Below are 24,837 nucleotides of genomic sequence, written 5' to 3'. Positions count from 1 at the left end.
GCGGGTAAGCACATGGCCCGGGACCGGTTCTCCACCGCGACCAGGCTGCGACTGCTCGGCGAGCAGACCGCCGCCCGCGTCTACCGCTCCCAGAGCCGACGGCACGACCGCCGCTCCCGGCTCACCGGCCGCGCGGCCTTCCTCGCGCTGGTCGTCTGCTCACTCGTGGTGGCCCTGGCCTACCCGATGCGCCAATGGGTGTCCCAGCGCGCCGAGATCGCCGAGCAGGAGCGGCTGGCGGCCGAGGCGAGCGAGCGCGTCGAACGGCTGCGCGACGAGAAGGCGCGGCTCCAGGACGACGCGTACATCAAGCGCCTCGCCCGCGAGCACCTGCACTATGTACTCCCGGGGGAGACCGGCTACACGGTCATCGACCCCGACGCGGTGCGCCAGCGCCGCACCGACCAGGGCGCGGCCGACCGCCCCTGGTATTCCAACCTCTGGGACGGCGTGGACACCGCCGACCGCACCGACCGCAAGTAGAACCCAAGGCAGGCATGGAAACGCCCCCTCCGCAGACCGAACGCACCGAGCCCACCGAGGCGGACGTCGCGGCGTTCAAGGAACAGCTCGGCCGCCCGCCGCGCGGCCTGCGCGCCATCGCGCACCGCTGCCCGTGCGGCAACCCGGACGTGGTGGAGACCGCGCCCCGGCTCCCGGACGGCACGCCGTTCCCGACGACGTACTACCTCACCTGCCCGCGCGCGGCCTCCGCGATCGGCACGCTCGAGGCGAACGGCGTCATGAAGGAGATGTCCGAGCGGCTCCAGACCGACCCGGAGCTGGCCGCCGCCTACCGCGCGGCGCACGAGGACTACATCGCGCGCCGTGACGCCATCGAGGTGCTGGAGGGCTTCCCGAGCGCCGGCGGGATGCCGGACCGCGTGAAGTGCCTGCACGTGCTCGTCGGTCACTCGCTGGCCGCCGGCCCCGGCGTGAACCCGCTGGGCGACGAGGCCATCGCGATGCTGCCGGAGTGGTGGGCCAAGGGCCCCTGCGTCAGTCCGCAGAAGGAGGACGACCAGTGACCCGGGTCGCCGCCATCGACTGCGGTACGAACTCCATCCGCCTCCTCGTCGCCGACGTCGACCCGGCGAGCGGCGAAGTCACCGACCTGGACCGCCGGATGACGATCGTCCGGCTCGGCCAGGGCGTCGACAGGACCGGCCGGCTCGCGCCCGAGGCGCTGGAGCGGACGTTCGCCGCGTGCCGCGAGTACGCGGCCGTCATCAAGGAGTACGGGGCGGAGAGGCTGCGTTTCGTGGCGACCTCGGCCTCGCGCGACGCCGAGAACCGGGACGACTTCGTCCGGGGCGTCATGGACATCCTGGGCGTGGAGCCCGAGGTCATCAGTGGTGACCAGGAGGCGGAGTTCTCCTTCACCGGGGCGACCAAGGAGCTGAAGGACGCCGGCGCGGGGGAGTACCTGGTCGTGGACATCGGAGGCGGCTCCACGGAGTTCGTCGTCGGCGACTTGCACGCGCGCGCCGCCCGGTCGGTCGACATCGGCTGCGTACGCCTGACCGAGCGTCATGTGCGCAGCGACCCGCCGTCGGAGGCCGAGGTGGCCGCGATCCGGGCGGACGTCGAGGCGGCGCTTGACCTGGCGGAGGAGACCGTTCCGCTGCGGGACGCGGAGACGCTCGTCGGGCTGGCCGGTTCGGTCACGACGGTCGCGGCGATCGCGCTGGGGCTGGCGGAGTACGACTCGGCGGCGATCCACCGCTCCCGTATCCGCTACGAGCAGGTCGCCGAGGTGACGGCGCGGCTGGTCGCGTCGAGCCACGACGAGCGGTCCGCGATCCCGGTCATGCACCCGGGGCGGGTGGACGTCATCGTCTCCGGGGCGCTGGTCCTGCTGGCCGTCATGGAGCGGATCGGGGCCCGTGAGGTGGTCGTCTCCGAACACGACATTCTGGACGGAATCGCCCTGTCGCTCGTCTGATCCCCGCTCCGCCGGACAGGCGGTCGGAAAAGTTCGTGAAGTTCTTCACAAGGAAAAGGGCCCTGATGGGGGTCGCGGAGCCGCTCAAGGGCCTCTGGTGCCTCCCTCAGGGCCCTTGTCTACGCTCGTGGGCAGTGGTTGGCCTATGTTTCGCAGGCGTGAACTGCGGTGTGGTCCACCGTTAAAAGGTGCTCGCTCGCCCAGTTCAGCGGGGGTGAACAACGCCTTCCGTTACACCCTGGTTCCCCCTCCGCGCCATGACCTCGGTCACGCGGGCCGCGCAGTGTAGCAGAGGTACCCCAGAACCTTGTGAAGGGGCGCACGAGCGACCCCCCTCCAGCGGGTGGATACTCGATGGCATGAGCACCACGGAGCGTCCCAGGATCCTCGTAGTAGGCGGTGGGTACGTAGGCCTGTACGCAGCTCGGCGCATTCTCAAGAAGATGCGCTACGGCGAGGCGACCGTCACGGTCGTCGACCCCCGGTCGTACATGACCTACCAGCCCTTCCTGCCCGAAGCCGCCGCCGGCAGCATCTCGCCGCGGCACGTCGTCGTCCCGCTGCGACGCGTGCTGCCCAAGGCCGAGGTACTCACCGGCCGGGTCACCACCATCGACCAGGACCGCAAGGTCGCCACGGTCGCGCCGCTCGTCGGCGAGGCCTACGAGCTGCCCTTCGACTACCTCGTCATCGCGCTCGGCGCGGTCTCCCGCACCTTCCCGATCCCCGGCCTCGCCGAGCAGGGCATCGGCATGAAGGGCATCGAGGAGGCCATCGGCCTGCGCAACCACGTCCTCGAGCAGCTGGACAAGGCCGACTCGACGACCGATGAGGAGGTCCGCCGCAAGGCGCTGACCTTCGTCTTCGTGGGCGGCGGCTTCGCCGGCGCGGAGACCATCGGCGAGGTCGAGGACCTGGCCCGCGACGCCGCGAAGTACTACAAGAACGTGAAGCGCGAGGACATGCGCTTCATCCTGGTGGACGCCGCGGACAAGATCCTTCCCGAGGTCGGGCCGAAGCTCGGCACGTACGGCAAGGAGCACCTGGAGGGCCGCGGGGTCGAGGTCTACCTCTCGACGTCCATGGACTCCTGCGTCGACGGCCACGTGGTGCTGAAGAACGGCCTGGAGGTCGACTCCAACACCATCGTGTGGACCGCCGGTGTGAAGCCCAACCCGGCGCTCGCCCGCTACGGCCTGCCGCTGGGCCCGCGCGGCCACGTGGACTGCGACGCCACGCTCCAGGTCAAGGGCACCGACTACATCTGGGCCGCCGGCGACAACGCCCAGGTCCCGGACCTCGTCGGCCGCAAGGCCGGCAACGAGAACGCCTGGTGCCCGCCGAACGCCCAGCACGCGCTGCGCCAGGCCCGCGTCCTCGGCGACAACGTGATCTCCGGCATGCGGGGCTTCCCGCAGAAGGAGTACAGCCACGCCAACAAGGGTGCGGTCGCCGGTCTCGGCCTGCACAAGGGCGTCGCGATGATCGTCATGGGCAAGGTGAAGATCAAGCTCAAGGGCCGTCTCGCCTGGTACATGCACCGCGGCTACCACGGCATGGCGATGCCGACCTGGAACCGCAAGATCCGCGTCTTCGCGGACTGGACGCTCGCCATGTTCCTCAAGCGCGAGGTCGTCTCGCTCGGCGCCATCGAGTCGCCGCGCGAGGAGTTCTACGAGGCGGCCAAGCCGGCCCCGGCGGCGCCGTCGGCGTCGAAGCCGGAGAAGGCCAAGGCCTCCTGACCCGGTCCTGACCGGTCCTGACCCCGGTCACCGGACCGAGGCCCACGCAAAGGGGCCGCCTGCCATCCGTGGTGCAGGCGGCCCCTTTCGCGTACCCGGACGCGGGAGTCCGGATACCGGGGCGGCTCCGGCGGGCTGAGGGGGCGTCAAGGCGTGTGACGGACGGGAACGGGGCATTTTGCCGTCGCATTGCCTCGCTTCGGGACGCATCCGCGCCCGCCGGGTGTTTTCGTGGTGTTGAGCATTTCTGGGACCCCTCATCACGGAGGTGTGCACCATGGCCGACGCCGCGTCGCGGCTCACCACGCTCGCCGAGGACCTGCTGGGCATTCCGCTCCCGGTCGGCATCCGCGCCTGGGACGGCAGCGAAGCGGGGCCGCCGGGTGCGCCCGTCCTCGTCGTACGCCACCGCCGGGCGCTGCGACGGCTGTTGTGGAAGCCGGGGGAGCTGGGGCTCGCCCGGGCCTGGGTCGCCGGGGAGCTCGACGTGGAGGGCGATCTGTACGAGACGCTCGACCGGCTCGCGGCGCTCGTCTGGGAGCGCGGCGCCGACGACAAGGACGCCGTGCACCCCGTACGGGACCCCAGACTCCGCGCCGCCGCCCGCACCCTGGTCCGGCTCGCCGGGCCGTGGCCGCCGCCCCCGCCGCCCGCCGAGGAGGTCAGGCGCCGCACCGGACCGCTGCACACCAAGCGGCGCGACAAGGCGGCCATCAGCCACCACTACGACGTCGGCAACGACTTCTACGCACTGGTCCTCGGCCCGTCCATGGTCTACTCGTGCGCCTACTGGACCGAGGACGGCACCCTCGAAGAGGCACAGGCCGCCAAGCTGGACCTCATCTGCCGCAAGCTCGCCCTCAAGGCGGGCGAGCGGCTGCTCGACGTGGGCTGCGGCTGGGGCTCGATGGCCATCCACGCCGCCCGTGAGTACGGCGCCCGCGTCGTCGGCGTGACCCTCTCCACCGAGCAGGCCGCCTACGCCCGCAAGCGGATCGCCGACGAGGGCCTGACGGACCTGGTCGAGATCCGCGTCCAGGACTACCGGGACGTCAAGGACGGGCCGTACGACGCCATCTCGTCCATCGGGATGGCCGAGCACGTCGGCCAGGCCCGCTACCAGGAGTACGCCGACGACCTGTACGCCCTGCTCAAGCCCGGCGGCCGGCTCCTGAACCACCAGATCTCCCGCCGCCCCGAGAAGAACGAAGCCGCCTACCGCGTCGACGACTTCATCGACCGGTACGTCTTCCCCGACGGCGAGCTCGCGCCCGTCGCCCGTACCACCGCCGCCCTGGAGGAGGCCGGGTTCGAGGTCCGGGACGTCGAGGCCATCCGCGAGCACTACGGCCTCACCCTGCGGCGCTGGGTGGCCAACCTGGAGGCCAACTGGGCCGAGGCCGCGCGGCTCACCTCACCGGGCCGGGCCCGCGTCTGGCGCCTGTACATGGCCGCCTCCGCCGTCTCCTTCGAACGCAACCGGATCGGCGTCAACCAGATCCTCGCCGTACGCACGCCCGACGACGGTGTCTCCGGGCTGCCGCTGCGGACTCGGGAGTGGACCGAGCGCGCGGGCCGCTGACACGGCAAGAGCCGGGTTCCCACCCGACGGGAACCCGGCTCTGCTTCTTCCGGGGGTGCTACTCGGCCTTGATGGCGTTCAGCATGTTCAGCCTCGCCGCGCTGCGCGCCGGCCACATCGCGGCCAGCACGCCCACCAGGGCCGCCAGGACCAGGAAGATCCCGATCCGGTCCCACGGGACGACCAGCGCGTAGCCCGGCAGGCTCGACTTGATGGTCTGGCCGATCGCCCAGCCCAGGAACGAGCCGAGGCCGATGCCGACCACCGCGCCGAAGACCGAGATGACCACGGCCTCCAGCCGCACCATCCGCTTCACCCGGCGGCGGTCCAGACCGATCGCCCGCAGCATGCCGATCTCCTGCTGCCGCTCGAAGACCGACATCGCCAGGGTGTTGACGACGCCGAGCACCGCGATCAGCAGGGCCATGGCCAGCAGGCCGTACATGACGTTCAGCATCATGTTGATGAAGCCGCCGAACTGGTCGCGGATGTCCTTGTGGTCCATCACGCTGATCGCCGGGTTCTCACCCAGGGCGTTGATCAGGGCCTTCTCGTTCGCCGCGCTCTGGCCGCCGTCCATCTTCACGAAGATCTGCGGGATGTACGGCTTCACCTCGTGCGGCGCGACGACCTCGGTGTCCACCAGGACCGGCGAGAGGAACTCGCTGTCCTTGTAGACGGCGCCGACCGTCAGCTCGCCCTTCTTGTCGTCGTTGAAGGTGACCGGCAGGGTGTCGCCGACCTTCCAGCCGCGCTTGGTGGCCGTCTTCTCGGCGACCGCCAGCTGTCCCTTGCCGAGCGAGTCCAGCGAGCCGCCGACCACCTCGACGTTGAGGACCCGCTCGATGTCACCCGGAGTGATGGCCGACGCCGACACCCAGTTGTCGCCGACGTCGAAGGACGTGGACTGCTGGGGCGAGACCGCCGTGACGCCCGGCGCCTTCTCCAGCGCGGTGAGCGCGGACCGGTCCAGGTCGCCGCCACTGGCCATGGTGACCATGTAGTCGGCCTTGATCTGGTCCGTGGTCATCTTGTCGATGGCCGTGCCGACGGTGACACCCAGCACCGACAGGCCGGTGACCAGCGTCAGGCCGATGGCCAGGGCGGAGGCGGTGGCGCCGGTGCGGCGCGGGTTGCGGACCGCGTTCTGGCCGGCCAGCTTGCCGGACACCCCGAAGGCGCGCACCAGCAGCGGCCGTACGAGGGCGATGACCGGGCGGGACAGCAGCGGGATCAGGACGATCACGCCGATCAGCGCCAGGAACGCGCCGAGGGCGATGATCCACCGGCCGTCCGAGCCCATCGCGGCACCGCCCAGGATCGCGCCCGCGCCGATGGCGGTCAGCCCACCGCCGATGGAGTTGCGTACGACGAGGGACTTGGTGGTCGCCACCGCGTGGACGCTGCTCATCGCGGCCACCGGCGGGATCTTCGCGGCGCGGCGGCCGGGCAGCCAGGCGGCGAACATGGTGATCAGCACGCCGACACCGAACGCGGCGATCACCGGCGTCATACCGATGACGAGCGGACCGCCGGGCACCTTCATGCCGAACGCGGCCATGCCGGAGCGCAGCCCCACGGCCAGCCCGACACCGAGCACCAGACCGACGGCGGAGGCGATTAGGCCCACCACACCGGCCTCGGCCAGTACCGACCGGGTGATCTGCTTGCGGGAGGCACCGACGGCGCGCATCAGCGCCAGCTCCTTGGTGCGCTGCGCGACCAGCATGGTGAAGGTGTTGGCGATCAGGAAGACCCCGACGAACAGGGCGATGCCCGCGAAGCCGAGCAGGATCTGGTTGAGGCTGCTCAGCTCCTCCTCGATCGCCCTCGCCTGCTCGTCGGCGAGCGCGGCGCCCGTCTGGGCCTGGGCGTTGTCCGGGATCAGCGGTTCCACGGCGGCGAGGATCTTCGCGTCGTCGGCGCCGGGCGCGGCGGTGACGGTCAGCTCCTTGTAGTAGCCCGGCTTCAGGTAGAGCTTCTGGGCGACGGAGGTGTCGAAGAGGACCAGGCTGCCGCCGGCGCTGACGGCGCCGTCGTCGGTGGTGAAGACACCGGCGAGGGTGTACTCCTTGACCGGCCCGTTCGTGGCGACCCGCACCCGGTCGCCGACCTTGTACGCGCCCTTGGCGGCGGTGTCCTTGTCGAGGGCGATCTGGTCGTCCTTCACCGGGCCGGAGCCGTCGGTGAAGTCGTACGCGGGGTCCTTGCCGTCCTCGCCGGGGGCGAAGTTGGCGCCCTTGTTGGACCAGCCGACGCCTATCAGCTTGCCGTCGGGGTCGGCGACACCGGCGAAGCCGTCCACCCGTCCGGTGACGGAGGCGACCCCGTCCACCTTCGCGACCTTGTTGACGGTCTGCTGGGAGAGGCCGGGCTCCTGCGTGGCGTCGTTCTCGTCGGCGTACGAGGTGACGGCGACCGCGACGTCGTCGTAGCTCTTGGCCGACTGGTTGCGGAAGGCGTTGGACAGGGTGTCGGTGAAGACCAGGGTGCCGGAGACGAACGCCACGCCGAGCATGACGGCGAGCACGGTCATCAGCAGCCTGGCCTTGTGCGCGAGCACATTGCGCAAGGCGGTACGGAACATGAGGTGTGAGTCCTGGGGTGAAGAGGGATCGGCGTGGGTCGTCCGGGGCGGGCGCGCCCCTGCGGGGCGTCAGCTCGTGCGGCCCTTGGCGTCGAACTCCTTCATGCGGTCGAGCACGCCGTCCGCCGTCGGGCGCAGCATCTCGTCGACGATCCGGCCGTCCGCGAGGAAGATCACCCGGTCCGCGTAGGAGGCGGCCACCGGGTCGTGGGTGACCATCACGACGGTCTGCCCCAGTTCGCGTACGGAGTTGCGCAGGAAGCCCAGCACCTCGGCGCCGGAGCGGGAGTCGAGGTTCCCGGTCGGCTCGTCACCGAAGATGATCTCGGGGCGGGAGGCCAGCGCGCGGGCCACGGCGACGCGCTGCTGCTGGCCGCCGGAGAGCTGCGCGGGCCGGTGGCCGAGCCGCCCGGACAGGCCCACCATGTCGATGACCTTGCGCACCCACTCCTTGTCGGGCTTGCGGCCCGCGATGTCCATAGGGAGCGTGATGTTCTCCTGGGCGGTCAGCGTCGGCAGCAGGTTGAACGCCTGGAAGATGAAGCCGATCTTGTCCCGGCGCAGCTGGGTGAGCTGCTTGTCCTTGAGGGAGCCCAGCTCGGTGTCGCCGATGCGTACGGACCCGCTGCTGAAGGTGTCGAGCCCGGCCACGCAGTGCATCAGCGTCGACTTGCCGGAGCCGGAGGGGCCCATGATCGCGGTGAACTCACCCTGGTGGAAGTCCACCGTGACCCGGTCCAGGGCGACCACCTGGGTCTCGCCCTGTCCGTAGACCTTGGACAGATCCGTGGCGCGGGCGGCTACCGCGGTGGCGCGGTAAGCGGTGGGGGTGGCGGTCACGAGGGGGCTCCTGTCGAGGACTGTTCTTCGAGGACCCCTCCATCGTCATCGCCGGCCGCCCCGCCGGGCGTCCGTCCGCATGCCCGTATCGGGGGCAGCCTGGAGTCGGACCGGGGGGCTCACCCCTCCTCCTGAGGTATGACGGGGCCCCTGAGACCCGCTCCGGGAGACCGGAGGCCCCCGCTCCGGGAGCCGGTGTCACCCGCCCGTTCACCGACCGGGTGACACCGGGCGGCGACTTTCCGTCATTCCTTTGCGTGGATCTTTGCGGCCGGGAGCCCCTGGAGGCTGCTGTGTGACGCCGTTCACCTGCACTGACGCACCCTCAAGCGTCAATAAAATAAGACAACATCGGGCCATCGTTCCGCTGTTCGGGGGACGCGCCCCGATAGGCTCATGTGCCAACGCGGGGCCGCGGGGTAACGCCCGGATGGTGGAATGCAGACACGGCGAGCTTAAACCTCGCTGGCCTTCGGGCCGTACCGGTTCGAGTCCGGTTCCGGGCACTCCCGAGCTTCCTGGCGGGAGCGGTCCCACGAAAAACCGGACGACCGGCAGGAACCGGCCTGGGCCGGTGTGACGGGAGTGAAAGATCCTCCCCGAGCACTAGGGTGTTTCTTTTGCTTGCCCATTACTCTTGTCTCAAGGCCGCGCACGGCGGCCATGGAGGAGTGAGATGAGGAGCAGCAACCCGGTCTTCTCGCGACGGGGGTTCAGCCGCGACAACGGCTATGCGGGCTTCAACGCGCAGCAGCCGCAGGCCGGGGGCCCCGCCGCTGGAGCGAACCCGTACGCGACGAACCCGTACGCCACCAACCCGTACGCCCCGCAGGACGCCCAGCTGGGCGCCCCCGCACAGGCCCCGGCGCGCCCGGGCGCGATGACCATCGACGACGTGGTGTCGCGCACCGCGATCACGCTCGGTACGGTCTTCGTCACCGCCACGCTCGCCTGGTTCCTGCTGCCGGTCGACCCGGCGAACCTGGGCAAGTCGTATGGGATCGGCATCGGCGCGGCCCTCGTGGCCTTTGTCTTCGCGATGATCCAGTCCTTCAAGCGCAAGGCGTCGCCTGCGCTGATCCTGCTGTACGCGGCCTTCGAGGGCGTCTTCCTCGGCGTGATCTCCAACGCCGTGTCGACGTACGTCTCGCCGGGCGTCGTCCCGCAGGCGGTGCTGGGCACGATGGCCGTCTTCGCCGGCGTGCTCATCGCGTACAAGATGCGCTGGATCCGCGTCACCCGCCGCTTCTACGGCTTCGTGATGGCGGCCGCGCTGGGCTTCGTCCTGCTGATGGCGGTGAACCTGCTGTTCGCCGTGTTCGGCGGCGGTGACGGGCTCGGCTTCCGCAGCGGCGGCCTCGGCATCCTGTTCGGTGTCATCGGCATCATCCTCGGTGCGTGCTTCCTGGCTCTGGACTTCAAGCAGGTCGAGGACGGCGTCACCTACGGCGCCCCGCGCGAGGAGTCGTGGCTGGCGGCCTTCGGCCTCACCATGACGCTGGTGTGGATCTACCTGGAGTTCCTGCGGCTGCTGTCGATCCTGCAGGGCGACGACTGATCGCTGTGACCGTACGAAGGGCCCGTCCGGCGACCGCCGGGCGGGCCCTTCGGCGTTGTCGTCCGACCGTCAGAGCAGCTTGCGGGCGGCCCGCCTCAGGTCGTACTCGTGGATGATCGCCTTGGCGTGCCCGTAACTGAGGTTGTGCTCGCCCCGGAGCCAGCTCACCTTCTCCTCGAAGCGGACGAGGGAGGGGCCTTCCTCGACGGTGCGAAGCCATTCGGACACTTGCCGGCCTGTGCAGTGGGGAATGCGGGAGAGCAGATTTCGATGGGTCTCTTCGGAGAAGACTTGGGACATCGGCGCCTCCGGACGCTTTGCGCGTGTGCTCCTTCACGTCACCGTGCCTGAGCGTTCGCCCGTTGGCAACAGTCCCGTCGCGGCGCGTAGGGTCGCGGCGTGCTCGATACGACAGAACTGACCGCCGCCGTCGAACGCCTCGCCGACCGGTTGCGGGCCGCGCCGCAGAGCCGGCTCCAGCGGGGCGCGGCGGCCGAAGCGCTGGCTCTGGCCAGGGAGTTGGCGCTGCGGGCCCAGCGGCTGGAGGCACCGGACGTGCCGCCGCGGACCATGCCGGACGCCGGGCTGTTCGCGGTCGCGGACCAGCTCGTGGTGGCCTGCAACGATTTGGCGGAAATTCTGAGAACGGCCCCGGCCGGCTCCCCGCTTCAGCGGGAGCTGGACGAGGCCGTGTCAGCGGTCCGGCGGGCTACAGCGACGCTATGACGCGGTCGGCGAGGATGTAGACGTTCTCGGCGTCGGCGCCGCTGCCGCACGAGAAGGTCAGGGCGTACGCGCCGGACACCCCCGAGCCGCCCAGCAGGACGGGCGTCTCGCCGTTGCGCAGCGCGTCGGCGAGGCGCTCGGCGGTCTCCCGGTGGCCGGGCGTCATGCACAGGGTCGTGCCGTCGGCGAAGACGTACACATCCAGCGTGCCCAGGGGCCCGGGCCGTACGTCGGTGAGCGCCGTCCGGGTCTCGGCGAGCTCCTCCAGGCGGGCCACGGTGCGCTCGTGGTCGGTGACGACGGGCGTCTGGACCGGCACGAAGTCGGGGTGCGAGGGGTGCCGGCGGCGGGCGGCGGCCAGCTCGGGGGAGTCCTCGGGGTACGGGTGGTCGGTGATGCCGGGGAAGTCGGGCAGCTCGGCGAGGGCGTCGAGATCGTCCAGGGCGTCGGCGTACTCGGCGTACTCCTGAGCCATGTCGGCCTCCAGGCCCGCGAAGTCCGCCTGGCGCGGCACGAAGAACGGCCCGTCCTCGGCCCCCGTCCCGGCCGCCGCGTGCCCGCCCAGCAGGCTGCCGGGGCCGTCGTTGGCGTCCCGCGCCTCCTGGGCGGCCCAGAACGCCCGCGCCTCGGCCAGCTCGCGCTCCCGCTCCTCGGCGAGCGCCTCGGCGACAGCCGCGCGTATGTCCTCGGCGGCGCGGGCGTGGGGAACGGTGGGGGTACGGCCGGCGGCGTCCGCGGCGGCGAGCTCCGTGCGCAGCGCGGTGACCTGCCTGCGCAGCCCGTGGGCGGCGTGCAGGGCAGCGGCGCCCACGGCCGTGGCGGTGGCCGTGGTCAGCAGCAGGGCGAGAGACATGGCGCTCACTGACTTACTCCCGGTTTCAATCGATCCCCCGCACTTCCTACATCAGCTTGTCCTGCCCTCGCGCCCCCTGTCAGTGCATTACGTCACGAAATGGACAGGTCTTTTTCCTCGTGGTTTCCCCCGATGTACGGGCTGACCTGCACAAACGAATCTCCCCCGGGAGATAGGTCACATCCTGGGGGAGATTCGGTCACGGCTGGGACGCGGTGCGGTTAGCTGTGGTTCAGCTCAGTCGCTCGCCTCTTGTGGTCGCGTTCCGCTTCGCTACCGCTGCGGGCAAGGGCCGCCTTCGTTCCTCAGGCGACCCCTACCCTCCGCTACAGCTCAGCTCAGCCGCTCGATGACCATGGCCATGCCCTGGCCGCCGCCGACGCACATGGTCTCCAGACCGAACTGCTTGTCGTGGAACTGGAGGCTGTTGATCAGGGTGCCGGTGATGCGGGCGCCCGTCATGCCGAAGGGGTGGCCGACGGCGATGGCGCCGCCGTTGACGTTCAGCTTCTCCAGCGGGATGTCCAGGTCGCGGTAGGACGGGATGACCTGGGCGGCGAACGCCTCGTTGATCTCGACCAGGTCGATGTCGCCGATGGTCAGCCCGGCGCGCTGGAGCGCCTGCTTGCTGGCCTCGACCGGCCCGTACCCCATGATCTCGGGCGACAGGCCCGAGACGCCCGTGGACACGATCCGCGCGAGCGGTGTCAGGCCCAGCTCCCGCGCCTTGGTGTCGCTCATGATGACCAGCGCGGCGGCGCCGTCGTTGAGCGGGCAGCAGTTGCCGGCGGTGACGAGCCCGTCGGGGCGGAAGACCGGCTTCAGCCCCTGGACGCCCTCCAGCGTCACGCCCGCGCGCGGCCCGTCGTCCTTGGAGACCACGGTTCCGTCGGGGGTGGTGACCGGGGTGATCTCCCGCTCCCAGAAGCCGTTCTTGATGGCCTCCTCGGCGAGGTTCTGCGACCGTACGCCGAACTCGTCCATGTCCTGGCGGGTGACGCCCTTCAGGCGCGCCAGGTTCTCGGCGGTCTGGCCCATCGCGATGTACGCGTCGGGCAGCAACCCGTCCTCGCGCGGGTCGTGCCAGTCGGTGCCCTCCTGCTGGGCGCGGGCGGCGGTGCGGGCCTCCGCCTCGGCGAAGACCGGGTTGTGCGTGTCGGGCAGGCTGTCGCTGTTGCCCTTCACGGAGCGGGACACCATCTCGACACCGGCGGAGATGAAGACGTCGCCCTCGCCCGCCTTGATGGCGTGCAGCGCCATGCGGGACGTCTGCAGCGACGACGAGCAGTACCGGGTGATGGTGCAGCCGGGCAGGTGGTCCATGCCCATCTGCACGGCGACGATCCGGCCCAGGTTGTGCCCCTGCTCGCCACCGGGCAGGCCACAGCCGAGCATCAGGTCGTCGATGTCACGCGGGTCGAGCTCGGGCACCTTGGCGAGCGCGGCCTGGACGATCGTGGCGGTCAGGTCGTCCGGCCGCAGGTCCTTCAGCGAGCCCTTGAAGGCCCGCCCGATGGGGGAGCGGGCGGCTGAGACGATCACGGCTTCGGGCATCACGGCTCCAGAGGGGCGAGGGGCAGGACTGAGAGGGAAGTTACCCGTACGTATGGCCCAGGTCACCGGGGCGGGCGTGTGATGCGGACCGCATTTCTAAGCGCTCGCTCAGCCCCTGCGGCCCCGCCCACACCCGGCTCCTGCCCGAAACCACCGCCTTCACCCCATGACCGGCAGCTTCACGCCCCCACTTACCGGGGCTCCGCCCCGGAGCCAGTAGGCGGGGGCCGACGCCCCCACACCCCCGGGACGCGGCAGCTCGCGCCGCGTCGGTGGCACGCTTTCCCCTACCCCGCCCCTTCCCGAAACCGGGGCTCCGCCCCGTACCCCGGGGCGCGGCGGCTTCGCGCCGCGCAGGTGCGCGGGGTCTCGGCTCGGCTCCGAAGGGGGACGCGCAGTGGGTCGTGTTCTGGGCTTAAAACGACTGAGCTTGCGAAGGAGAGCCCAGGACACGGCCCACGGAGCGGACCCCAACGGCACGTATACGTGCACGTGCGACCTCGCGCACGGGCGACCCCGCAGGGCGCACCCCGCGCACGGGCGACCCCGCAGGGCGCACCCCGCGCACGGGCGACCCCGCGCACGGGCGACCCCGCGCACGGGCGACCCCGCAGGGCGGCGGCGACCGGCCCGGGGGCATCCGCCCGGAGGGCGCACGCGCCCGCGCGGAAGGGTCAGGGGTGGGCGTCGCGGAGAGGGGCGGGGTCCTGGACCGAGGGGAGGCGGCGACGGCGGCGGTGCTTGAGCAGGGCCCACGGCGCGCGGGCGCCCGTGACCTCCGTACCGGCTTCCTCGACCGCCTCCGCCGCGGCCTTCGCGACCGGCAGCATGCCTTCCCGGCGGTCCGCCTCCAGCCGGTCCGCCTCCGGCCACACGCCCAGCACCGCGCACACGGTCGGCAGCACGGCCATCGCCGCCGTCGCGTACCCCTCCGCCGACGGGTGGTAGTTGTCGGCCCCGAACATCTCGCGCGGGTTCGCCGCGAACTCCGGCCCCAGCAGGTCGCCCAGCGACACCGTGCGGCCGCCCTGCTCCACGGCCACGATCGTCTGGGCGGCGGCCAGCTGCCGCGAGGCCCGCCGCGCCAGCCACCGCAGCGGCTGGTACACCGGCTCGATGGTGCCCAGGTCGGGGCACGTGCCGACGACGACCTCCGCCCCCGCCGTACGCAGCCGGCGCACGGTCGTCGCCAGGTACCGCACCGACTCCGTGGGCGGCATCCGGTGCGTCACGTCATTCGCCCCGATCATGATCACGCACACGTCGGGGATCCGCCCCGGATGGGCCAGCAGCAGGGTCACCTGGCGTTCCAGGTCGTCGGAGCGGGCCCCGGGAAGGGCGACGTTCCGCAGCTCCACGGGGCGTTCCGCGACCGCCGCCAGCCCCGAGGCGAGCAGCGCGCCGGGCGTCTGGCCAGCCCGGCGCACTCCCTGCCCCGCCGCCGTCGAATCACCCAGGAGGGCGAGCCGCAGGGGCTCGGCACCGCCTTCGTACCCCCGACCGTACAGCCCGTCGGCCGCCGGCGGCAGCGGCGCCACGCCACCGCCCACCGAACGCTTCGCCAGCTGCACCTCGGCCAGCAGCACCCCGACCGCCGCCACCCCCAGCAGCCCGATGCCGCCGCCCCCGTACGCCGCGCCGGCGGCGATCCGCCGTGCCACCCTCGCCCTCGACATAGGGGCAGCCACCTCCTCGTTGCCGTACAAGAGCTAACTGCCCCGTAACCGCCTCCGACTACGCATACGCTGGCTGGACCATTACGGAGACCCCGGAGACTACGGTGCAATACCACGACTCGATGATCAGCCTCGTCGGCAACACCCCGCTGGTGAAGCTCAACAGTGTGACCGAGGGCCTGCAGGCCACCGTCCTGGCCAAGGTCGAGTACTTCAACCCCGGCGGTTCGGTCAAGGACCGCATCGCCCTGCGCATGATCGAGGCGGCCGAGGAGAGCGGCGCCTTGAAGCCCGGCGGCACCATCGTCGAGCCCACGTCCGGCAACACGGGCGTCGGCCTCGCCATCGTGGCCCAGCAGAAGGGCTACAAGTGCATCTTCGTCTGCCCCGACAAGGTCTCGACCGACAAGATCAACGTCCTGCGGGCGTACGGCGCCGAGGTGGTCGTCTGCCCCACGGCCGTGGACCCCGAGCACCCCGACTCGTATTACAACGTCTCCGACCGCCTCGTCCGTGAGACGCCGGGCGCCTGGAAGCCGGACCAGTACTCCAACCCGAACAACCCCCGTTCGCATTACGAGACCACCGGTCCCGAGCTGTGGGACCAGACCGACGGGAAGATCACCCACTTCGTCGCCGGTGTCGGCACCGGCGGCACGATCACCGGCACCGGCCGCTACCTGAAGGAGGTCAGCGGCGGCAAGGTCCGCATCGTCGGCGCCGACCCCGAGGGCTCCGTCTACTCCGGCGGCTCCGGGCGGCCCTACCTCGTCGAGGGTGTCGGCGAGGACTTCTGGCCCACCGCGTACGACCGGACCGTCACCGACGAGATCGTCGCCGTGTCCGACAAGGACTCCTTCCAGATGACCCGCCGCCTCGCCAAGGAGGAGGGCCTCCTGGTCGGCGGCTCCTGCGGCATGGCCGTCGTCGCGGCACTGCGCGTCGCCGAGGGCCTCGGCCCCGACGACGTCGTGGTCGTCCTCCTCCCCGACAGCGGCAAGGGCTACCTCTCCAAGATCTTCAACGACGAGTGGATGGCCGACTACGGCTTCCTGGAGGAGGCCGGCCCGTCCGCCAGCGTGGGCGACGTCCTCCGCCACAAGGAGGGCGACATCCCCAAGCTCGTCCACATGCACCCCGAGGAGACGGTCGGCGAAGCCATCGACGTCCTGCGCGAGTACGGCGTCTCCCAGATGCCCATCGTCAAGCCCGGCGCCGGTCACCCCGACGTCATGGCCGCCGAGGTCGTCGGCTCGGTCGTCGAACGGGAGCTGCTGGACGCCCTGTTCACCAAGCGCGCCTCCCTCGACGACCCGCTCGACAAGCACATGAGCCCGCCGCTGCCCCAGGTCGGCTCCGGCGAGCCGGTCGCCGACCTCATGTCCGTACTCGGCGCGGCCGACGCGGCGATCGTGCTGGTCGAGGGCAAGCCGACCGGTGTGGTGAGCCGTCAGGACCTGCTCGCCTTCCTCGCGAAGGACGGCAAGTAGCCACAAGGGAACGCCGCTTCGCGAAATCGGTACGAGCGCGACATGTAGCGGCAGCACCCGCTTAACACGCGTCAGGCATCGTTGTCTGTGTCGGCGTTACGGACCTCCGGAGCGGCTCCCGGACCTCCAGACGCGCCGCGGACGCGGAGACCGGCCCTGACCCGGGCCCGTGTCCCTCGCGGGGACCGCCGTCGTCCCGCCCCCCGGCAACGGGGGTGCGGCGGTCCCCGCGCCAAGCGTTGTTCAGGCGTCCTCGTCCCGGCGCCGCCGCCGGGATATGCCCCGCAGTGAGTACGCCGCGTTGACGCCGACTATGCCCGTCCAGGTGACGATCAGGCCCTCCAGGCCGGCGTTCACGACGCCGATCGCCGAGAGCGGGACCGCGAGGATCAGCGAGACGATGGCGAAGCCGAAGCGCTCGCCGAAGTTCTCCCCGACCGGCGGGCCGCCGTCCAGGCCGCCGCCCGGGCGGGCGCCCCGGGCGACGATCATCTGCTGCTCGGCGACCTGACGGCGGACGCGGCGCTCGACCGTGGCGTCCAGGCGCTGCTCCACCTTCTCCAGGAACGACTCGACGAGGGCCGACTCGTACTCCGTCCCCAGTTCGCGGCGCGCCTGGAGGGTGGCGTCGAGCTCCTTCTCGAGCTCCGTGTCACGGGCTTCCATGCTCGATACGGTACGGGGCCGAAGCCGCGCTGTCGGTGGGGCTACCCCCCCTCTTCATCCCCCCGCGCTCCCCCCGATTCCCTTGATCCGCTTGCCCGTTCGGCCCACGCGCACCAAGCTGTTGCGCATCCGCCAGGAACTCGCCGGAGAAGAGGTGCGGTGACCAGGACAGAAATCGCGGACCGGGTCTTTCTCGCCCTGGAAACCGCAAGCACGCCCCAGCACGTCGCCTTTCTGGCCACCTTCGCGTTACCCGGCGATGCCGACCCACGGCACCACGTCCACCGGCTGCTCACCCGCCTCCGTGCCGCACCCGTCGCGGCGCCGTTCACCTTCCGGCTGCGCCACCCGGGGCGAAGGGCGTTCGCCGCCGCGTGGGACGTCCTGGACGAGCAGGACGTCGACCGGTCCCATCACGTACGCCGCTCCGCGCTGCCCACACCCGGCGGGGCGAGCGAATTGCACGACCTCGTCTCACAGCTCCACTCCCGGCCGCTCGATCTCACCCGGCCGCTGTGGGAGTGTCACCTCATCGAGGGCCTGGCGCACGACCGGTACGCGCTCTACTTCAAGGTCCACCACGCGCTCATCGACGGGCTCGGTGCCGTACAGCGCCTTCGGTACATGCTGAGCGCCGATCCGCTGGACGACGGGGTGCGGGCCCTGTGGAGCGTGGCGGCCACCGACGGAGCCGAGCCGGGCGGAGCCGAGCCGGGCGGAGCCGAGCCGGGCGGGGGCGGCGCGACGCCGCTGGCACGGATGCTGGCGGGTATCGGGGCGACGATGGCCACGGGAGCCGCGGCGGGCCGCGCCGCCAGGAAGATGGCGGAGGGCGCCCTCGCCCCGGACGACCCGGCACGCGCGGTACCGTTCGCGATTCCGCGGTCCCGGGTGAACGGGGCCGTCGGACAGCAACGCCGGGTGGCCACGCGGCACTACGACTTCCAGCGTTTCCGTACGGCGGCCCACGCCGCTGGCGTGACCGTCAACGACGTCCTCCTGTCCGTGTGCGGCGGCGCTCTGCGGCGGTGCCTGGCCGAGGCCGGAACCCTGCCGGAGCGCTCGCTCACCGCCGGGACCCCGGTGTCGACGCGGGCGGCGGGTGACACGGAGACCGCGAACGCCTTCGCCATGACGGTCATGAGTCTCGGCACCGACGTCGCCGACCCGCTGGAGCGGCTCCGGCTGGTGTCCCGGTCCAGCGGGATCGCCAAGAAGGAGCTGGGCGAACTGCCCCCCGACGCGGCCGGACTCTACGGGGCGCTGTTCACCTGGCCGTTCGTCGCGCAGAACGTGCTGGGCCTGGGCGGCAGGACACGTCCCCCGTACAACATCGTCGTGTCGAACGTGCCGGGCTCACCGAAGCAGCAGTACTTCGCGGGTTCCGCACTGGAGTCGATCCATCCCCTGGGCAGTGTCTGCCACGGAGTGCGCCTGTTCGTGGCGGCGTGCTCGTCGTCCGGGCGGCTCAATCTCGGGTTCGTCGGCGACCGCGACGCGCTGCCCTTCCTCGACGATCTGGCGGAGTACGCGAGCGACGAACTGGGCCTCCTGGAGCGGGCGCTGGACCTGGGCAGGGCGGAGCTCGCCCCCGCGGAAAAAGACCAAGTGGATTCATGAAGGGCTTCGATCTGTGGATGCCGGTGTCGGTGGAGCGGTGATCGGGGGAACGGCTCATGGCACACCAGTGGAAACCCCCGCCTATGTGTACGATCTGTCCGCGATACGGCGCGCGCACGCGCACCTGCTGGACGCATTACCGGAATCGGCGACTCTGCTCTACTCGCTGAAAGCGAATCCTCACCCCACCGTGCTCCGGCACATCGCTTCCCTGGGGTGCCAGGCGGAGGTGAGCTCTCCCGGTGAGCTGGAGGCTGCCATAGAGGCGGGATTTCCCCCCGCCGGCATTCTCTACACCGGTCCCGGAAAGCGGGACGAGGACATATCCCGGGCGATTTCGCAGGGGGTCCGTCAGTTCTCCGTCGACTCTCCGTCCGCGCTGGACCAGCTGGACCGTTCCGGCCGTGCTCATCTCACCCGGCTCTCCGCGTTGCTGCGGGTCAATCCGGCGGATCCGCCGGTGGGCGCGGGCCTGGCGATGACCGGAGGGCCCTCGCAGTTCGGTGCGGACCTGTCGTGGGTGCTGGACAAGCCCTGGATGTTCCGGAGCAGGGAGTATGCCGAACTGCTGGGCCTCCACCTCTACATGGGCAGCAACCTCCACCAGGAGGCCGCGCTGCTCGCCACGTTCGGGTACGCCCTCGATGTGGTGGAGCAGGTGGAGCAGGCGCTCGGCCGCACCCTGCCCGTGGTGGACCTCGGTGGTGGCTTCGGCGCGCCCTATGCGGTCGCGGGCGAGCTGCCGCGATTCGACTCGCTGAGGGAGGAGCTCCATCGCCTGCTCCGGAAGCGGCTGCCGGGCTGGCCGGAGGGGGAGCGCCGGGTCGTTTTCGAGTCGGGCCGCTATCTGACGGCCGGTTGCGGCCGCCTGCTGACCCGGGTCCTTGACGTGAAGGAGTCACGGGGGCGGCGCATCGTCGTCCTGGACACCGGAGTCAACCATCTTGGGGGAATGTCCGGCCTCGGGAAGGAGGAACGGGTCGAACCCGGCCTCCAGCTCGAAGGCGGTGACGGGGGTGACGGCGGCGACGGGGGTGACGGTACGGGGGGAACGATCGTCACCGGCCCCCTCTGTCACCCGCTGGACGTCTGGGCCATGAACGGAGCCCTTCCGGATGTGACCGTGGGCGACCTCGTCGTCGTACCGAATGTCGGCGCCTACGGCCTGCATTCCTCACTGGCCCTGTTCCACTGCCACCCCATGCCCCTGGAGGTGGTGGTCGACGGGGAAAGGGAAGTCGACCGCAGCCGTGCCTTCCTGGGCCGCGACCGGTACACGGCATGAGGGGAGTCGTTTCCGATCTCCGTGTCGTCCAGCCGGACCCCACGCTGGACGCACCCACGTACGTGGACGTGCCCGCCGCGGGTGCCTTCGTCCTGATCATGCGTGACGACACCGCGTACTGCGTCGAGCAGCTGTGCCGTCGGCTGTCCGGACGGAGCGCCGTGCCGCCGGGCGAGTTGTCCGCTGCCCTGACCGAGAGCTACCGGGCCTTCCAGGACGACCTCCGCGGCGCGTTCCGTGACACGGCGTACGGGCCCAGGGGGATCGCTTTCCACGTCGTCGACGGGCACCAGCTCGAGCGGTCCGTCCGCCGCTGGGTCGGGGGCGGGCCCGTGATCAGTCTCGATCCGCTGGTGGAGCGCGCCGCCCGCCCGTTGCGCGTGTCGAGGGGCTTCCTGCTCGGCGGCCGGAAGGCGCTCGGACTGGTGCCGAGGCCGGACACCGATCCGATCGGCAGGCAGATCACCACGCTCCTGAAGAACCCGCCCGAGCACGGCTACACACTCGTCGAGGACGACGTGTCCACCGGCGGGACCCTGGCCGGCGTGATCCGTCTGCTTCAGGAAGCGGGCGTGCGCGTACGGCGCGCGATACCCGGCATCCGCCTGGCCGGTACCGCGCCGACCGGCACCGCGCCGACCGGCATCCTGGGCGTCGCCGTCGACCCCGTACTCCAGTACCGGGCCGTGGGCGCCGCCGGGGCGGAACGCGTCATGGAGCTGACGGACCCGAGGAACTTCCTGCTCGGCGCGTCGGGGCTGGTCGTCCGGCTGCCCGACCGGACGTGGGGACGCGCGCCGTACTGGCTGCCTTTCGTCAGCACCACGGCGCGGGTCGGCGTCGCCGCCGCGTACGAGAAGGAGTTCGCCTTCGGCATGCTGGAGGCCAACCGGCGTTTCTTCGTCCGGGCGGGGCAGGTTCTGGGGCGCACTGTCAGGGTCGCCGATCTCCCTCCCGCCACTCGCCGGCTGCTGATGTCCCTGGACATGGCTTCCCTGTCGCGGCCCGTCTGCTCCGTACTGGAGGGGCTCGGCGTGTGGATGGACCGCTGGATCGACGTGGTCGCGGAATCCGCGGATCGCTCCGACCTCGATGTGCCGGGGGCCGTCCGGTGACGGGGCCCGGCCAGGAGCCGCTCGATACCGTGCTCCTCGACGTCAACGGCACGCTGGTGCCCTCACTGCCCGGGCCGCCTCCGGACGCGGCCGTCTTCCACCGTGTCGCCCGCCTGGCGCGTCTGCTGGACGCGGCGGGTGTCCGCGTCGGTCTGTGCTCGGACTCGCCCCTCGAGCAGCTCTGGGGGTTCGGGCGGGTCGTCGGCCTCGGCACGCCGCCCGGCTTCCCCGTGGTCGCCGAGAACGGGAACGTGGTCGCGGTCGGCGCAGCGGTACGCGTCATGACGCCCTTCCCGGCACGGCAGCGGATTCGTACGGAAGTGGAGGCGGTGGCCTCCGCTCATCGGCTCGGCCGGGCCGAGGACGTGACAGCGCCGGAGTTCGGCGGCGTTCCACCGGCCTGCCACGAGTGGGCCTTCGGGGCCAACCGGCGCGCGTCGGTGAGCGTGTTCGGGCCCCCGGAGTTCATCGGCGCGGCCGAACGGCACCTGACCGGGTGGGCGGTCCGCCATCGCGTCGACATGTCGGTGGAGCCCGGCCCCGGCCGTACGTACCTGGGAATCCATCCCTACGCCCGTACGCACCTGGGGAAACGCAGGGCCCTGGCACGACTGGCGCGGGAGGAGCACCGACACGTGCTCATGGTCGGCAATTCGCCGGCGGACTGGGTTCCGGACGCGCCGGGCGTGACGTGTGCCTTCGTGGGGGACGCGGACATCCCCGACGACGTGCGGGAAGCGGCCTGGTACGTGTCGGGGCGGGCAGGGCTGGACGGGGTCGCCGACATCCTGGACCAGGTGATCCGGCGGCGGTCACCGCTGTCGGCCGAGTAGTCGATTCATGGAGGAGATCCGCGTGTCCCGTGTCAGGGTGGGTGTCCTGGGTTGCGGAATGATCGCCCAGCTGATGCACCTTCCGTATCTCGCCGAACTGCGCGACCGCTTCGAGATCGTGGCGGTGTGCGACCGGTCCGCCGACCTGGCCGGGCTGGTGGCCGAGCGTTTCCAGGTCCGGGAGATCTGCACCTCCTTGGAGGAGATGCTGGCCAAGGCCCCCGACATCGACGCGGTCGTCGTCCTCAACCTCGACCACGCGGGCCCCGTGCTGGCCGCCCTGGAACGCGGGAAGCACGTGTTCACCGAAAAGCCCCTCGGCTACACCGTCAAGGAGATCGAGGAGATGGCCGCCGCCTCGGCGCGGACCGGTGCCAAGCTGATGGTGGGCTATATGAAGCGCTACGACAGTGGCGTGCGGCGCGGCCTGGAGGAGATCGCCCGGATCGCCCACCCCGTCATGGCGAGGATCCACATCGTCGTGGGGCCCCAGTACGGGAACTGGATCATTCCCGAGCTGGCACGGATCGCGCGCTCCAGCAGTCCGGTACAGGAGGAGACGGACGCCCGGCGCCTCAGGGTCCTGGAGGAGTTCGGCGCCGCTCCGGAGAACATCATGGACGCCTATATGGACATGTTCGGGGTGTGGAGCCACGACATCAACGTCTACCGGGCCGCGTTCCCCACCGCTCCCACGTCCATCAAGGCCCACTCCTCCCCGGACGGCACGGTGATGACCGCCTCACTGCAGTACGCCGACGGCTTCCAGTGCACCTTCCAGGGGGCGAGCACCTCGCTCCACCGGTTCGAGGAGAGCCTCACCGTGTGGGGGGCCGACCGTACGGTCACGCTCGACATCTCCAACCCGTTCCTCCGGCACACACCGTCGACCGTCACGGTCCGGCGGGACGAAGCCGCATCCGACGGGGGCCACTCCAGGGGGGCCGCCGTAGAGGAGATCATCACCGGCTCCTATGAGGAGGCGTTCAGGGCCCAGCTCCGCCATTTCCACGCGTGCGTGGCCTCCCCCGGGCTGCAGCCCCTGACGGGCGTGGAGGAAGCACTCCAGGACACCCGTCTGATGATCGACATCCTGCGGGCCGCGGCTGAGAAGTCCTGATCACCGGCCGCCGGCGTCCCTCCCTTGCCCGCGCTGTATATGGTCATGCAGAGTTTTTAGTGGCTGAATAAGTTGGCGATGGTCCTGGGTGAACGGGGGAACGGCATGACACGCGGGAACGGGACGACACGCGGGAACGGGACGAGCGACAGCCCTGCCGCACGGCTGCAGGCGCTGTTCGAGGGGCACCGGCTGACGCCCACACAGCGCCGGATCGCCCACTCGATGGTGCGGCGCGCCGGTGACGTACCGTTCCTGTCCAGCGTGGAGCTGGCCGAGCTCGCCGGGGTCAGCCAGCCGTCCGTCACCCGCTTCGCGGTGGCGCTCGGCTTCGACGGCTACCCCGCGCTGCGCAAGCACCTGCGCGAGGTGGCGCCCGCCGAGCCGGCCGCCGGGGCGGCGGGGGAGTCGACGTACAACGAGTACCAGCAGGCCGTGCTGGGCGAGATCGAGAACCTGCGGCACCTCGCCGAGCTGCTCGCCGACCCCGAGCCGGTGGAGCGCGCCGGGCGCCTGCTCGCCTCCTCGCGGCCGCTGCCCGTACTGGGGCTGCGCGCCGCCTCCTCCCAGGCGCGGGGCTTCGCGTACTTCGCGGCGAAGGTCCACCCGGACGTACGGCTGCTCGACGAGGGCGGCACGATGCTCACCGACCGCATCGACGCGGCCGTACGGGCGGGCGCCACCGTGCTGCTGTGCTTCGCGCTGCCCCGGCACCCCCGGGAGGTCGTCGACGCGCTCGCGTACGCGCGCGACGCCGGGCTGACCGTCGTGACGGTGGCCGACTCCGCGTTCGCGCCGGTCGCCAAGCACAGCGACCTGCTGATCCCGGCGGCCGTCGGCACCGGCCTCGCCTTCGACACGGCGTGCGCGCCGATGCTGCTGGGGCGGGTGCTGCTGGAGGCGATGTGCGACGGGCTGCCGGACGCGCAGGCACGGCTGGAGGAGTTCGACGCGGCGGCCGCCGCGCGGGGGCTGTTCGTGGAGTGAGGCCTCCCAAGGCGGCTCCTCTCAGAAGGCTTTAAGGAAAGGGCGTTACCCTCCCGCCGCACCCAGGTGACCGTGAACAGGGGAGGCGGACGTGGCACGTGGAGGGCAGGCGCTGGCGAGAGTGGCCGTGGTCGTACGGGCGGGGGCCGCACCCATGTGGTGGGCGGGACTGCTCGCCGCCGGGATCGGTGCGCTGCTGCCCGGGCTCACCGGGCGGCGCATCGGGCTGCTCGCCGGGGCCGCCCTCCTCCTGGTGACGGCCGCCGTCGTGGCCCTGGTGCGGCGCGGGCGCTACACGCGGCTGGCCGCCGGGGCCACGAGGGCCGCGCGGGCGGACTTCCTCCAGGACCGGGCCGTGACGCTACGGGTCTGGCGGCGCGCCCACCGCTGGTGGCTGCTGGGCGCGTTCCTCGCCGCCGTCGGCTCGTCGTTCGCGCTGCCCGGCGCGGGCGGGCTGTGGCTGGCGGGCGCGGGCGCCGGGCTGTGGCTGAAGGCGCTGTGGCTCGGTCACCGGGAACGTACCGAGGAGACCCTGTGGTGGGTGCGTACCGACTGGCTCGGCAAGGGGCCGGCCGGTAAGCCCGTCAAGGCGTACCGGTCGACGGGCATCGCGGCGGGCGACGCCGCACCGGGCGGGGCGCGGCGCCGCTGAACACCC

General features: G+C 71.2%; 22 protein-coding genes and 1 tRNA gene. 16 read left to right on the top strand and 7 right to left on the bottom strand.

What is annotated here, in order from left to right; translation table 11 throughout:
• Positions 1-12: 12 nt before the first annotated feature.
• The 5 genes from BKD26_RS17885 (at position 13) to BKD26_RS17865 (ending at position 5,269) form a co-directional block, all read left to right on the top strand.
• Positions 13-483 carry a septum formation initiator family protein gene (locus tag BKD26_RS17885; protein ID WP_084899044.1) on the top strand — a complete coding sequence of 157 codons (471 nt, stop codon included), beginning with the start codon at positions 13-15 and terminating at the stop codon, positions 481-483.
• Positions 484-497: 14 nt separating this feature from the next.
• Positions 498-1,028, top strand: coding sequence for a DUF501 domain-containing protein (locus BKD26_RS17880; protein WP_084899042.1), 531 nt, complete (start codon positions 498-500; stop codon positions 1,026-1,028).
• Positions 1,025-1,945: a Ppx/GppA phosphatase family protein gene (locus BKD26_RS17875; RefSeq protein WP_084899041.1), complete on the top strand. Its 921-nt coding sequence runs from the start codon at positions 1,025-1,027 to the stop codon at positions 1,943-1,945. Before BKD26_RS17880 ends, BKD26_RS17875 begins: the two co-directional genes overlap by 4 nt.
• Before the next feature lie 359 nt (positions 1,946-2,304).
• Positions 2,305-3,687, top strand: coding sequence for an NAD(P)/FAD-dependent oxidoreductase (locus tag BKD26_RS17870; RefSeq protein ID WP_084899039.1), 1,383 nt, complete (start codon positions 2,305-2,307; stop codon positions 3,685-3,687).
• A gap of 277 nt (positions 3,688-3,964) precedes the next feature.
• Positions 3,965-5,269, top strand: coding sequence for a cyclopropane-fatty-acyl-phospholipid synthase family protein (locus BKD26_RS17865; RefSeq protein WP_084899038.1), 1,305 nt, complete (start codon positions 3,965-3,967; stop codon positions 5,267-5,269).
• Between the two features lie 58 nt (positions 5,270-5,327).
• Here the strand turns inward: BKD26_RS17865 and BKD26_RS17860 are convergent, their stop codons facing one another.
• Both BKD26_RS17860 and BKD26_RS17855 read right to left on the bottom strand, forming a co-directional pair.
• Entirely contained in the window at positions 5,328-7,856 is a 2,529-nt protein-coding gene (locus tag BKD26_RS17860) for an ABC transporter permease (protein WP_084899036.1), read from the bottom strand.
• A 69-nt stretch (positions 7,857-7,925) separates the two neighbouring features.
• On the bottom strand, positions 7,926-8,696 hold the full coding sequence (locus BKD26_RS17855) for an ABC transporter ATP-binding protein (RefSeq protein ID WP_084899035.1): 771 nt from the start codon (positions 8,694-8,696) through the stop codon (positions 7,926-7,928).
• 424 nt (positions 8,697-9,120) lie between these two features.
• Here BKD26_RS17855 and BKD26_RS17850 point away from each other — a divergent pair.
• Positions 9,121-9,202: transfer RNA gene (locus BKD26_RS17850), tRNA-Leu, on the top strand.
• 170 nt (positions 9,203-9,372) lie between these two features.
• Complete coding sequence (locus BKD26_RS17845; protein ID WP_084899033.1) at positions 9,373-10,254, top strand: Bax inhibitor-1/YccA family protein; 882 nt, start codon at positions 9,373-9,375, stop codon at positions 10,252-10,254.
• Between the two features lie 69 nt (positions 10,255-10,323).
• Here BKD26_RS17845 and BKD26_RS17840 read toward each other — a convergent pair whose 3' ends face one another.
• The gene (locus BKD26_RS17840) at positions 10,324-10,554 is read right to left on the bottom strand and encodes a DUF4287 domain-containing protein (RefSeq protein WP_073757614.1); all 231 of its coding nucleotides are present in this window, start codon (positions 10,552-10,554) and stop codon (positions 10,324-10,326) included.
• A 99-nt stretch (positions 10,555-10,653) separates the two neighbouring features.
• Here BKD26_RS17840 and BKD26_RS17835 point away from each other — a divergent pair, with 99 nt between their 5' ends.
• Positions 10,654-10,980, top strand: a complete 327-nt coding sequence (locus BKD26_RS17835) for a hypothetical protein (RefSeq protein ID WP_073757615.1) — start codon at positions 10,654-10,656, stop codon at positions 10,978-10,980.
• Here BKD26_RS17835 and BKD26_RS17830 read toward each other — a convergent pair.
• The 3 genes from BKD26_RS17830 to BKD26_RS17820 form a co-directional block, all read right to left on the bottom strand.
• Positions 10,964-11,833, bottom strand: coding sequence for a hypothetical protein (locus BKD26_RS17830; RefSeq protein ID WP_179166595.1), 870 nt, complete (start codon positions 11,831-11,833; stop codon positions 10,964-10,966). The genes BKD26_RS17835 and BKD26_RS17830 overlap by 17 nt on opposite strands.
• A gap of 333 nt (positions 11,834-12,166) precedes the next feature.
• On the bottom strand, positions 12,167-13,387 hold the full coding sequence (locus tag BKD26_RS17825; protein ID WP_084899030.1) for an acetyl-CoA C-acetyltransferase: 1,221 nt from the start codon (positions 13,385-13,387) through the stop codon (positions 12,167-12,169).
• Positions 13,388-14,061: 674 nt separating this feature from the next.
• Positions 14,062-15,063 (bottom strand): SGNH/GDSL hydrolase family protein, encoded by a 1,002-nt coding sequence (locus BKD26_RS17820; protein ID WP_241518709.1) that lies wholly within the window; start codon positions 15,061-15,063, stop codon positions 14,062-14,064.
• Between the two features lie 104 nt (positions 15,064-15,167).
• Here BKD26_RS17820 and BKD26_RS17815 point away from each other — a divergent pair, with 104 nt between their 5' ends.
• Positions 15,168-16,553, top strand: a complete 1,386-nt coding sequence (locus BKD26_RS17815; RefSeq protein ID WP_084899027.1) for a cystathionine beta-synthase — start codon at positions 15,168-15,170, stop codon at positions 16,551-16,553.
• A 243-nt stretch (positions 16,554-16,796) separates the two neighbouring features.
• On the opposite strand, the gene BKD26_RS17810 is transcribed toward BKD26_RS17815, so the two are convergent.
• The gene (locus BKD26_RS17810) at positions 16,797-17,219 is read right to left on the bottom strand and encodes a hypothetical protein (RefSeq protein ID WP_084899025.1); all 423 of its coding nucleotides are present in this window, start codon (positions 17,217-17,219) and stop codon (positions 16,797-16,799) included.
• Between the two features lie 159 nt (positions 17,220-17,378).
• Between BKD26_RS17810 and BKD26_RS17805 the strand changes: the two genes are divergently transcribed.
• The 7 genes from BKD26_RS17805 to BKD26_RS17775 all read left to right on the top strand — a co-directional run bounded on the left by BKD26_RS17805 (position 17,379) and on the right by BKD26_RS17775 (position 24,831).
• Entirely contained in the window at positions 17,379-18,839 is a 1,461-nt protein-coding gene (locus tag BKD26_RS17805) for a wax ester/triacylglycerol synthase family O-acyltransferase (RefSeq protein WP_179166576.1), read from the top strand.
• 13 nt (positions 18,840-18,852) lie between these two features.
• Positions 18,853-20,124 (top strand): decarboxylase, encoded by a 1,272-nt coding sequence (locus BKD26_RS17800; protein WP_107417896.1) that lies wholly within the window; start codon positions 18,853-18,855, stop codon positions 20,122-20,124.
• Positions 20,121-21,239 (top strand): hypothetical protein, encoded by a 1,119-nt coding sequence (locus BKD26_RS17795; protein WP_084899022.1) that lies wholly within the window; start codon positions 20,121-20,123, stop codon positions 21,237-21,239. Before BKD26_RS17800 ends, BKD26_RS17795 begins: the two co-directional genes overlap by 4 nt.
• A 29-nt stretch (positions 21,240-21,268) precedes the next feature.
• Positions 21,269-22,072 (top strand): hypothetical protein, encoded by an 804-nt coding sequence (locus tag BKD26_RS17790; protein WP_084899020.1) that lies wholly within the window; start codon positions 21,269-21,271, stop codon positions 22,070-22,072.
• Between the two features lie 22 nt (positions 22,073-22,094).
• Positions 22,095-23,192 (top strand): Gfo/Idh/MocA family oxidoreductase, encoded by a 1,098-nt coding sequence (locus BKD26_RS17785; protein ID WP_179166575.1) that lies wholly within the window; start codon positions 22,095-22,097, stop codon positions 23,190-23,192.
• A gap of 105 nt (positions 23,193-23,297) precedes the next feature.
• Positions 23,298-24,179 carry a MurR/RpiR family transcriptional regulator gene (locus BKD26_RS17780; protein ID WP_084899346.1) on the top strand — a complete coding sequence of 294 codons (882 nt, stop codon included), beginning with the start codon at positions 23,298-23,300 and terminating at the stop codon, positions 24,177-24,179.
• Between the two features lie 91 nt (positions 24,180-24,270).
• Positions 24,271-24,831, top strand: coding sequence for a hypothetical protein (locus BKD26_RS17775; RefSeq protein ID WP_084899017.1), 561 nt, complete (start codon positions 24,271-24,273; stop codon positions 24,829-24,831).
• Positions 24,832-24,837: the final 6 nt, after the last annotated feature.

It is taken from the genome of Streptomyces sp. CB03238, assembly GCF_002099185.1.
GTDB lineage: Bacteria > Actinomycetota > Actinomycetes > Streptomycetales > Streptomycetaceae > Streptomyces.
Note: the sequence above shows the minus strand (reverse complement) of the source record. Positions and strands in the feature narration are given on the sequence as shown.